Raw genomic sequence first — 11,063 nt, forward strand, 5'->3', positions numbered from 1 at the left:
AGGACCTGATGCGCAGCACGGGGTCCATGCGGACCCTCGAGGATACGTGGCCGGCTCCGGAGGAGCTGTCCATTCCCCTGCTGGGCATCCCCGCAGGATCACCCGTGGACGTCGAGCTCAGGCTCGAATCCGTCCACGAGGGGATCCTGGCCACCGGCACCGCCGACGCGGAGCTGGTGGGGGAGTGCAGCCGGTGCCTGGACCCCATCCGCGACGGGATCACCGTGGACCTGCAGGAGCTGTTCATCACCGCCTCCGACGGAGACGGTGACGAAGAGCGTCTGGTGGTCCACGACACCGTGGACCTGGAGCCGGTGCTGCGCGATGCCGTGGTCACCGCCCTGCCGTTCCAGCCGGTGTGCCGTCCGGACTGCAAGGGCCTGTGCCCGGACTGCGGCATCCGCCTGGAGGATGCGCCCCCCGGACACGTGCACGACCAGGTGGACCCCCGGTGGGCCGCGCTCAGCGCACTGTCCACCATGGCGTCGTTGGAGCACTCCGACCATGCCGACCAGACCACATCCGACGAGACAGAGAAGAGATAGCCGTGGCAGTTCCGAAGCGGAAGATGTCCCGTTCCAACACCCGTGCCCGCCGTTCTCAGTGGAAGGCCACCGCGCCGACCCTGGTGAAGTCGGTGGAGAACGGTCGAGTCACCTACCGCCTGCCGCATCAGGCACAGGTGGTCACCGACTCGGCCGGCACCGCGCTGTTCCTGGAATACAAGGGCCGCAAGGTCGCCGACGCCTGAGGTGCCCATGGCACCGCGTCGAGCATCCCACGGGGCGTCGGCAGCTCGCCGGCACCCGTCAACTGAAGAGCTCTCTCAGCGTCTCGGGGTCGTCATCGACCCCGGGACGCTGGAGCTTGCCCTGACTCATCGGTCCTTCGCCTACGAGAACGGTGGACTGCCGACCAACGAGCGCCTGGAGTTCCTGGGTGACTCTGTGCTCGGTTTCGTGGTCACCGATCACCTGTATCGGGTCTTCGGCGAGCAGCCCGAGGGGGAGCTGGCCAAGATGCGCGCCGCCCTGGTCTCCACCCGGGCACTGGCCGTGGTCGCACGGCAGGTCCAGGTCGGCGACCACATTCGTCTGGGCGAGGGCGAGATCAGGACAGCCGGACGGAACAAGGACTCGATCCTGGCCGACACCATGGAGGCCCTGATCGGCGCGACCTTCCTGGACCATGGGCTGGATGAGGCCCGCGCGCTGGTCCACCGCCTGGTGATCCCCCTGCTGGACGATGAGACCGCCATGGGGGCCGGGACGGACTGGAAGACCCATATCCAGGAGGCCGTGGCCGCTGGGGATCTGGGCAACATCGAGTACCGCATGGACTCGATCGGCCCGGATCATGACAAGACCTTCACCGCCACCCTGGTGGTCGGCGGGGTCTCCTATGCCTCGGGCACCGGGCCGTCGAAGAAGGAGGCCGAACGGCGCGCTGCGGCGGCATCCTGGGAGGATGTGCGCGCGGCGGCCGATGCCTGAGCTCCCCGAGGTCGAGGTCGTCCGTCGTGGACTTCAGCAGTGGGTCCCCGGAGCCCGGATCGACTCCCTCGAGGTGGTGGATCAGCGGTCTGTGCGCCGTCAGGTCGGTGGAGTCCAGTCCTTCACGGCGGGGCTGATCGGCAGGGTCCTGCAGGAGCCATGCCGCCGAGGCAAGTACCTGTGGATCCCGCTGCTGGCCGACGGTGCCTCCGGTCACCGTCCGTCGACGGACCGTCCTGAGCATGCGCTGGTGGTCCATCTGGGCATGAGCGGACAGCTGCTCGTGGACACAACGAGCACGCCCGATCAGCGGCACCTGCGGGTGCGACTCCAGCTGAGCGGCCCCGAGGTGTCCGACGCCGCCTCGCCGCACGGTGAGGAACGAACCGAGACGGAGCTGAGGTTCGTGGACCAGCGCCTGTTCGGCGGCCTCTACCTGGACCGACTGGTCCCCGCTGGCGATGTCGCTGGGCAGAGCATCCCTTCGAGCGTCGCCCACATCGCGCGAGACCCCCTGGACGAGCACTTCAGCCTGTCCACTCTGCATGATCGCCTCCGGAGACGTCGGACCGGACTGAAGCGGGCGCTGCTGGACCAGTCTCTGGTCTCCGGCATCGGCAACATCTACGCCGATGAGGCCCTGTGGCGCGCACGTCTGCACTATGCCCGGCCGACGGACACCATCAACCGCACGGAGTCCTCACGTCTGCTGGCCGCCGTCCAAGAGGTGATGAAGCAGGCCCTGGCGGAGGGGGGAACCAGTTTCGACTCCCTGTACGTCAACGTCAACGGCGCCTCCGGATACTTCGACAGATCGCTGCAGGTCTATGGCCGAGCCGGAAAGCTGTGCTCACGGTGCGCCGGTGCTGGTCGTGAGACGCTGATCAGACGAGAGAAGTTCATGAACCGCTCCTCGGCCTTCTGCCCCGTCTGCCAGCCGGTTCCGCGCCGAGCTCGACGATGATCCCGCGCTACCATGGGACAGATCCGAATCCGTCGATGGGAACCACTGTGTCGTCTGACTCGCAGCACTTCTCGCCGCGACGCGCCGCTCGCGACCGCGCCAAGCGGCACACCTGGCGCAATGCCTTCCTGCTGGTCGGCGGCCTGCTGGCGGTTCTGATCATCTGTGTGCTCGTCTATGTCGGGTTCATCGGGGCGGCCTTCAACGATCGCCGTCAGACCGTCGATGCCGGGATCACCGCGGGGGACGACGGCGTCCTGAACGTCCTGCTGCTCGGGTCGGACTCCCGTGGCGAAGGGCGCAACACCGCTGACGTCAAGGGTGAGGACGGCATCAGGTCCGACACCATGATGCTCATGCACGTGCCGGAGGATCGGCAGAGCGTGTACGTCATGTCCATCGTGCGCGATCTGTGGGTGGACATCCCCGGCCATGGAGAGCGGAAGATCAACGGCGCGCTGGGTCTGGGCGGCTACCCGCTGGTGACCCAGACCGTCGAGGAGCTGGTGGGCATGGACATCGACCACCTGGCCGTGATCGACTTCGAGGGCTTCAACGGCCTGACCGAGGCCCTGGGCGGGGTCGAACTGTGCAACCCCCATGCGTTCTCCTCCGGCGTGGTCAACCCCTCCTTCTTCCCGCAGGGCGACATCCTCCTCAACGGCAGCGACGCCCTCCGGTACGTCCGGGAGCGCAAGGCCTTCCTGGACGGCGACTTCGAACGGGTGCAGAACCAGCAGCGCTTCGTCAACGCGATCGCCGGTCGGATCCTCACGGTGGAGACACTGGCCAACCCGAAGCGGATCATGGATGTCGTCAACGGGTTCACGCCCTTCATCACGGTCGACGAGGGGCTGGATGCCGCCACCATCGCCGGTCACGCCTGGTCCATGCGTGAGATCCGTCCTCGTGACATCGAGATGTTCACCGTCCCGCATGGCCCGCCGGCCACCACGGAGGGCGGTGCCTCCATCGTGGAGCAGGATCCTGAGGCCATGGAACGCCTGCAGGAGGCGTTCCGGTCCGGCACGGTGGACACCTTCCTCTCGACCGGTGACGACGCTGACTCCAGTCCGTCCCCGTCCGGTGACCCCACGGACCCGGCCGAGGCCACCACATCCCCGAGTGGCACGGCCTCACCCTCTCCGACCATGGGTGGACGGTCCTCCAGCCCCACCTCCTCATCGACCACCGACGCCGATCCCTCGTCGACGGCCAGTGCAGAACCTGCGCCACGCTCTGTCTGCGGCTGAGCGCAACGGTGAGCCTCGACCGCCCTGTGCAGGATCTCGTGAAAGAAGGACTGACGGAATGACCTCCATCGCCCATGTCGCCGTGATCGGCCTCGGCTACATCGGCCTGCCCACGGCCGCCATCCTGGCCGAGCACGGTCTGCAGGTGACCGGTGTGGATGTGAATGCCCAGACCGTGGCCGCTGTCCGTGCGGGAACCGTTCCCTTCGTCGAGCCTGAGCTCGGTGAGTACGTCAGCCGGACGGTGGCCCGTGGAACACTGACGGCCTCGACCCAGACGCCGTCAGCCGAGGCCTACATCGTCGCCGTCCCCACTCCGTTCCGAGAGGACCTTTCTCCCGACCTGTCCTTCATCGAGTCGGCTGGGCGAGCCCTGGCACCGACCCTGAGCGGCGGCGAGCTGGTGATCCTCGAGTCCACCTCGCCCCCCGGGGCCACCGAGCGTCTGGCGCAGGTCATCCAGCAGGAACGGCCCGACCTGGCCACCTCAGGCGACCTGAAGTTCGCCCACTGCCCAGAGAGGGTGCTCCCCGGCAGCGTGATGCGGGAGCTGGTGGAGAACGACCGGATCGTCGGCGGTGTCACCACTGAGGCCGCTGAAGCGGCCGCTGAGCTGTACCGGACCTTCTGCCGCGGCGAGATCCTGCTCACGGACGCCCGCACTGCGGAGATGACCAAGCTCGTGGAGAACTCCTTCCGAGACGTCAACATCGCCTTCGCCAACGAGCTCTCGGTCATCTGCGCCGAACTCGGCATCAACGTCTGGGAGCTGATCGAGCTGGCCAACCATCATCCTCGGGTGAACATCCTTCAGCCCGGGCCCGGGGTCGGCGGACACTGCATCGCGGTGGACCCGTGGTTCATCGTGGACGCGGCTCCGGAGAGTGCCCGCCTGATCCGCAGCGCCCGGCAGGTCAATGACGCCAAGCCCGGTTGGGTCGTGGACCAGGTGAAGGCTCGGGCCTACGACGTCCTCCAGTCGACGGGCCGTCCGCCGGTCGTCGCCGCCCTCGGGCTGGCGTTCAAGAAGAACATCGACGACCTGCGGGAGTCGCCGGCCGTGGCGATCGTGGACGCCTTGGCTCGTCAGCTCTCCGACAGCCAGATCCTTGCGGTCGAGCCGCATGTGGACCGCCTTCCTCCGGCACTGACGGGTCATCCTGGGGTCACCTTGGCCGATGGCAGAGACGCCATCGAGCGTGCAGACATCGTGGTGATGCTCGTGGACCATGACGACTTCGCCGCACTTCAGGAGGTGGCGGCTTCGAAGCCGGTCGTGGACACCCGAGGGCTGTGGGCGAAGCGACAGAGCTCTCCCCGGTCATGACCGGAGCTGCAGAGAGGCGGTGCGCACCGATGCGCCTGGTACTGATCACGCATTCCTATCTTCCTGAAAGGACTCCTCCGCAGCGCCGGTGGCAGCATCTGGTGGCGGCGTTCCGCCGCGCCGGGTGGGAGGTCGACGTCGTCGCACCGACACCGGACCCGGCCCACCTGCCGTCCCGATCGTCGACGGTGGGCGCAGAGGGTGACCGGCAGGCTCGGCCGAGCTCGGTCGGACCGTCCGGTGAACGGATCATCCGCACACCGCTGCTCCCGGGAAGGCAGTCCACCCGTCGCGGCAGGTTCCTGGCCAACGCGGTCCACGCGATCGCCGCCGTCCCCGTCTCGATGGCTCTGCCTCGTCCTGACCTGATGGTCGTGACCATCCCGGCACTGCCCACCGTGGTGTCCGGCCTGGTCCTGAGGGCTCTGCGGCGCACGCCGATGATCGTGGAAATGCGTGACGCCTGGCCGGACCTGGCCCGTGAGGCTGGTGTGGGCCCGGGTCCGCTGGGTCTGGTGATGGAGCGGCTGGTCACGCGGGCACAGACCTCCGCCGATCTCGTCGTCACCGTCACGCGCGGCTTCGCCGAGCGCCTGCGGGAACGAGGCATCCACCCGGTGGAGGTGGTCGGCAACGGCGTGGACCTGAACGAGGTCACTCCGGTGCCGCCGAGAGACCGTGAACCCGGCGAGCTGCACGTGCTCTACCTCGGCAACCACGGTGAGAGCCAGGCGCTGGAGACCGTGATCCAGGCGGCTGGACTGCTGGTCGACGCACCCGAGGACATCGTCGTCCGGTTGGTGGGGTCCGGCACCCGGAAAGAGGCCCTGGCCGAGCTCAATGAACGACTGGGATCGCCGGTGCAGATGCTGGACCCTGTGCATGGCGAGGGGCTCCAGGCCCAGTACGCCTGGTCCGACACCTGCGTGATCTCGCTGCGACCGGACTGGCCGAGCTTCGCCTGGACGGTTCCGTCCAAGACCTATGACCTGTTGGCGGTGGGACGGCACATCACCGGCATCGTCACGGGTGAGGCCGCGGAGATCCTGCAGCAGACCGAGGCCGACCTGGTGGATCCCTCACCCGAGGCCCTGGCCGCCCTGTGGCGCCGGCTGGCCCAGCAGCAGCAGGTCACCACCGCAGGAACCGGCCGGGCCTGGGTCGAGCAGCATGCCGACCTGAGCCTGCTGGGGGACCGGTTCGTGGATCTGGCCGGCGCAGCCGCGGAGAGAGCAGACCGATCACCCGTGCCGGCAGCGACCGGGGGCACGGACGGGCCTCTGGACCGGCTGCGTCAAGGTGGGACCAACCTGCGCCTGATGGCCGCCACGGTCCGCGAGCACCTGGACCGTGATCCTGTGGAGCTGGGTCTGCAGATCTCCAGAAGGATGCCCAGCGGGGTGCGTGCGCGAGCAGGACGGCTGGGGGCGAGATGGCTGCGGGGCGTCTCGCCCGGGCCCAGCTCATTGGGACTGGCGATGAGCGGACAGTCCGAGGAGCTGATGCGCCGTGCGCAAACCGCGTTGCAGGACGGGGCATCATCGCGGACCCTGATCTCCCTGGCCGACGTCCTGGTCGCCGACGGCCAGGTCGCCGAGGCCGAGGCCGTCCTGTCCCGGGTGCCTGACGGCACTCCGGGGGCCGCCCAGGTCCGATCGCGGGCGCTCGCCTTCCGCGGAGACATGAGCGCGGCCATCCAGGCACTCCCACCGGGCCCGCGCATGGACCGGCTGCGGAGCCGACTGCAGTCCGAGCACTCCGGCTACCTCGGGCAGCGGCCACAGCTGACAGCGGTGCCGCACTACCGTCCTGTCCCAGGACGCGTCCTGCATGTGCTCACCAATTCGCTTCCGCACACCGGGGCCGGCTATGCACAGCGCACGCATTCCACCCTGCTGGCCTTGCGCGATCTGGGCTGGGACGTCTCCGGAGTGACCCGCCTGGGCTGGCCGGTCCAGACCGGCGTCCTGACCGCCGGGCCGCGCGACCGGGTGGACGGCATCGAGTACCGACGACTCCTGCCGGCACGACTCCAGGAGGGATTCGGACCACGGCTGCAGCAGCACGCCGAGCTGCTGCTGCAGATCTGCCTGGACGAACGCCCTCAGATCCTGCACACGACCACCGAATGGACCAATGCCGTGGTGACCCGGGCGGTGGCCGAGGCCCTGGGCATCCCCTGGGTGTACGAGGTCCGCGGGCAGCGAGCTGACACCTGGGCGTCACTGCGCGGCGAGGAGGCGCTGTCCTCCGAGAGGTACCGGCTCTTCACCGAGCGTGAGGCCGAGGCGGCCCGGTCAGCCGACGCCGTCATCACCCTGGCTCAGAGCATGCGCCGAACCCTGTTGGAGGCCGGGGTCAGCCCGGAGCGACTCGTGGTCTGCCCCAATGCCGTCGGAGGAGCGTTCCTGGAGGAGCCGCTGCCGCAGCGGGCGGCTCGCGAGTCCGTGGGACTGGACCCGGAGTGCCACTATGTCGGCACGGTCAGCTCGATCGTCCCCTACGAGGGGCTGGACACCCTGGTCGACGCCGTGGCCGTCCTGGCCCCGGGCAGGCCGGACCTGCGCCTGCTGATCGTGGGGGACGGCACGGCGCTGCCCTCGATCCAGGCCCGGGCCCAGCAGCTGGGCATCGACGATCGCCTGATCGTCACGGGGCGGGTCGACCGTTCTCTGGCCAGGGCCTATCACTCAGCATTGGACGTCTTCGTGGTCCCACGCCGGGACACCTCGGTGACCCGGGCTGTGACGCCGATGAAGTCGGTCGAGTCCTCGGCGACCGGTCGCCCGGTGGTGGCCTCCGACCTTCCTGCCCTGGCGGAACTGGTCCACCACGAGCGGACCGGGCTGCTGGTGCCGCCAGAGGATCCCGCGGCGCTGGCCCAGGCGCTGGAGGGTCTGCTCGAGGACCGCGCTCGGCGTGAGCGTCTCGGCCACGCCGGCCGGCAGTGGGCCGTCTCGGAGCGGACCTGGGCGGCCAACGCCGAACGCATCGGTGAGCTGTACCGGACCCTTCTGGAACGCTGAGGTCCCACGGCGGGCCTCTGGGGCCGATAAGATCTGTGACGACGTGTCCGCCGCGTCGATTCGACCATCGTGAAAGGCAGTGACGAGCTGGTGCCAGATGCCCCCGTCAGAGCAGTGGCCCCCATCGACGTCCCCGGAGCACAGCTGGGGCGCGTGGGCGAGCGGCCCGGACTGTTCAGATACATCGCCGAGCTGTGGTCGTACCGGAGTTTCGTCTTCTACAACGCGCGCAGTCGACTCCAGTCGCAGAACACCTCGCACTTCCTGGGCAACCTCTGGCTGGTCCTGACACCCGTCCTGAACGGGCTCACCTACTTCCTGATCTTCGGCATCCTGCTGCAGACCTCGCGCGGTGTGCAGAACTTCCTGGGCTTTTTGATCATCGGCGTCTTCATGTTCCAGTTCACCAGCCGATCGGTCAGCGGTGGGGCGCGGTCCCTGCAGCAGAACCGCAACGTCGTGCGCGCCTTCCAGTTCCCGCGTGCCACGCTGCCGCTGGCGGAGAACCTGCGTGAGCTGATGGGCTTCATGCCCGGTTTCGTGGCCATGTTCGCCCTGATCCTGCTGCTGCCGCCCAGCGAGCCCGTCAGCTGGAAGTGGCTACTGGTGATCCCGGTGCTGGCCCTGCAGTTCCTGCTCAACCTCGGCCTGTCGCTGTTCATCGCCCGTCTGGTCTCCACGGTCTCGGACTTCGCCCAGCTCATCCCGTTCGCCCTGCGGCTGTGGATGTACGGCTCGGGCGTGTTCTACTCCTTCGAACGCTTCGTCTCCCATCCCACCGCCCTGGCGATCCTTGAGTTCAACCCCATGCACCAGGTGCTGGACATCACGCGCAACGCGATCCTGTACGACTCGGTCTCCTCACCCCAGTCCTGGCTGATCCTGGCCTGCTGGTCGATCGGGACCCTGGCGGTGGGACTGGTCTTCTTCTGGGCCAGCGAAGAGAAGTACGGTGCAGAATGACTGAGACAGCGACCACGCCCCAGACCACGCACGAGCCGGTGGTGGTGCTGGACAACGTCAGCATGGAGTACAAGGTCACCTCCTCCCACGGCGAACAGCACCGCAAGCTGCCCTGGTTCAAGCGCCTGCTCTACTCCGTGGTCCGCCGTGACCCCACGGTCACCGTGCGTGCACTGCAGCCGCTCTCACTGGTGGTGCATCAGGGAGAGTCCGTGGGCATCGTCGGGCGCAACGGATCGGGCAAGTCCACGTTGAGCAAGCTGATCTGCGGTCAGATCCGGCCCACCTCCGGCACGGTCCGGGCCCGGACCACACCGATCATGCTGGGTGTGAACGCGGCACTCGTCCAGGCACTGTCCGGAGATCAGAACATCCAGTTGGGCTGCCTGGCGATGGGGATGACGCCGGAGCAGGTCGAGGAGAAGTTCGACTCGATCGTCGAGCTCTCCGGCCTGGGCAAGTCCGTGTACCTGCCGCTGAAGTCGTACTCCTCGGGAATGTCCTCGCGACTGCGGTTCGCCATCGCCTGCGCCGTGGATCCAGAGATCCTGGTGATCGATGAAGCCCTCAACACCGGAGACGCCCAGTTCAAGGGGCGGACCAAGGCGCGCATGGACGAGCTGCGCGCCCAGGCCGGCTGTGTCTTCCTGGTCAGCCACTCCATGTCCACGCTGAAGTCGATGTGCAGCCGAGTGGTGTGGATCGACAAGGGAGAACTGATCGCCGACGGCCCGGCCAAGGAGGTCATCGCCCAGTACCAGTCCTTCACCGAGGAGCTGAGCAAGGGCCGGAACTCCGCGGCGATGAAGATCCGTGATGAGGTCCGCAGTCGACTGCAGCAGGTCAGCATCAACTATGTCTGACGCCACCGGAGACAGGGGGAGCCGATGACGACGATCATGCCGATCTACGGGACCAGGCCCGAGGCGATCAAGATGGCGCCGATCGTCGCCGGCCTGCTGGCAGCACCGGATCTGGAGTGTGTGATCACCGTGACCGGCCAGCATCGGGAGATGCTGGACCAGGTCAACCACCTCTTCGGGATCGTGCCGGACCACGACCTGAACATCATCCGCCCGCGCCAGACCCTCAACGGCGTGCTGACCCGGACGATCGAAGGACTGGACACGCTGTTCGACCAGACGGTCCCGGACGCTGTCGTGGTCCAGGGCGACACCACCACCTCGGTGGCCGGAGCGATCGCGGCCTTCCACCGTGGGATCCGCGTGATCCACGCCGAGGCCGGCCTGCGCAGCTTCGACCTGTTCTCCCCGTTCCCGGAGGAGGCCAACCGCAGGATGACCTCGCAGATCGCCAGCCTGCACCTGGCCCCCACGGCCACCAGCCGCGAGAACCTGCTGCGTGAAGCCGTGCGGCCGGAGGACATCTGTGTCACGGGCAACACGGTGATCGATGCCCTGTTGGAGGTCGTGCAGAAGCAGGTGCCCTTCAGCGACCCCGCGCTGGAGCAGCTCGGCCGGTCCGATCGGCGGCTGGTCCTGGTGACCACGCACCGACGGGAGAACCAGGGAGAGGCGATGCGCGGAGTCGGCCGCGCTCTGGCTCGACTGGCCCGGACCTACCCGGACGTGGACTTCGTGCTGCCGGTCCACAAGAACCCGGTGGTCCGAGAGGCCATCCTCCCGCAGCTCCAGGGGCTGGAGCACGTCATCGTCACCGAGCCCCTGGCCTACGGCGAGTTCACCCGGCTGCTCTCGATGGCCACCCTGGTGCTCACCGACTCCGGCGGGGTCCAGGAGGAGGCACCGAGCCTGGGCAAGCCGGTCCTGGTGATGCGGGAGAACACCGAGCGGCCGGAGGCGGTCGCCGCGGGCACGGTCCGACTGATCGGCACGGACGAGGATCGGGTGTACACCGAAGTCCAGACCCTGCTGGACGACGCCGACGCCCACCATGCCATGGCCACTGCTGTGAACCCCTACGGGGACGGGCGAGCCGGGGAGCGGACGGTGGCCGCGATCCGGCATCTGTTCGGCCTGGGTGATCGGCTGCCGGACTTCACCGGCTGATGGTGGA

Annotated in this window: 10 protein-coding genes; all 10 read left to right on the plus strand. The window is 68.0% G+C overall.

Going from position 1 to position 11,063, the window contains the following annotated elements:
• The first annotated feature begins 26 nt into the window (after positions 1-26).
• A complete protein-coding gene (locus ACEXHE_RS01270; RefSeq protein WP_374784835.1) occupies positions 27-545 on the plus strand; it encodes a DUF177 domain-containing protein in 519 nt (172 codons plus the stop codon).
• A 2-nt stretch (positions 546-547) separates the two neighbouring features.
• On the plus strand, positions 548-751 hold the full coding sequence (rpmF, locus tag ACEXHE_RS01275; RefSeq protein WP_091694458.1) for a 50S ribosomal protein L32: 204 nt from the start codon (positions 548-550) through the stop codon (positions 749-751).
• 7 nt (positions 752-758) lie between these two features.
• A complete protein-coding gene (rnc, locus tag ACEXHE_RS01280) occupies positions 759-1,493 on the plus strand; it encodes a ribonuclease III (protein WP_091695289.1) in 735 nt (244 codons plus the stop codon).
• Entirely contained in the window at positions 1,486-2,457 is a 972-nt protein-coding gene (gene mutM, locus ACEXHE_RS01285; RefSeq protein ID WP_374784435.1) for a bifunctional DNA-formamidopyrimidine glycosylase/DNA-(apurinic or apyrimidinic site) lyase, read from the plus strand. Before rnc ends, mutM begins: the two co-directional genes overlap by 8 nt.
• A 35-nt stretch (positions 2,458-2,492) precedes the next feature.
• Positions 2,493-3,710, plus strand: a complete 1,218-nt coding sequence (locus ACEXHE_RS01290; RefSeq protein ID WP_374784436.1) for an LCP family protein — start codon at positions 2,493-2,495, stop codon at positions 3,708-3,710.
• A 58-nt stretch (positions 3,711-3,768) separates the two neighbouring features.
• Positions 3,769-5,037 (plus strand): UDP-N-acetyl-D-mannosamine dehydrogenase, encoded by a 1,269-nt coding sequence (gene wecC / locus ACEXHE_RS01295; RefSeq protein ID WP_374784437.1) that lies wholly within the window; start codon positions 3,769-3,771, stop codon positions 5,035-5,037.
• A gap of 29 nt (positions 5,038-5,066) precedes the next feature.
• Positions 5,067-8,063, plus strand: coding sequence for a glycosyltransferase (locus tag ACEXHE_RS01300; protein WP_374784438.1), 2,997 nt, complete (start codon positions 5,067-5,069; stop codon positions 8,061-8,063).
• Between the two features lie 114 nt (positions 8,064-8,177).
• Entirely contained in the window at positions 8,178-9,026 is an 849-nt protein-coding gene (locus ACEXHE_RS01305) for an ABC transporter permease (protein ID WP_374784439.1), read from the plus strand.
• A complete protein-coding gene (locus tag ACEXHE_RS01310; protein ID WP_374784440.1) occupies positions 9,023-9,889 on the plus strand; it encodes an ABC transporter ATP-binding protein in 867 nt (288 codons plus the stop codon). Before ACEXHE_RS01305 ends, ACEXHE_RS01310 begins: the two co-directional genes overlap by 4 nt.
• A gap of 24 nt (positions 9,890-9,913) precedes the next feature.
• On the plus strand, positions 9,914-11,056 hold the full coding sequence (gene wecB, locus ACEXHE_RS01315; RefSeq protein ID WP_374784441.1) for a non-hydrolyzing UDP-N-acetylglucosamine 2-epimerase: 1,143 nt from the start codon (positions 9,914-9,916) through the stop codon (positions 11,054-11,056).
• Positions 11,057-11,063: the final 7 nt, after the last annotated feature.

Source organism: Micrococcus sp. IITD107 (genome assembly GCF_041927415.1).
In the GTDB taxonomy this organism is placed as follows: domain Bacteria; phylum Actinomycetota; class Actinomycetes; order Actinomycetales; family Micrococcaceae; genus Citricoccus; species Citricoccus terreus.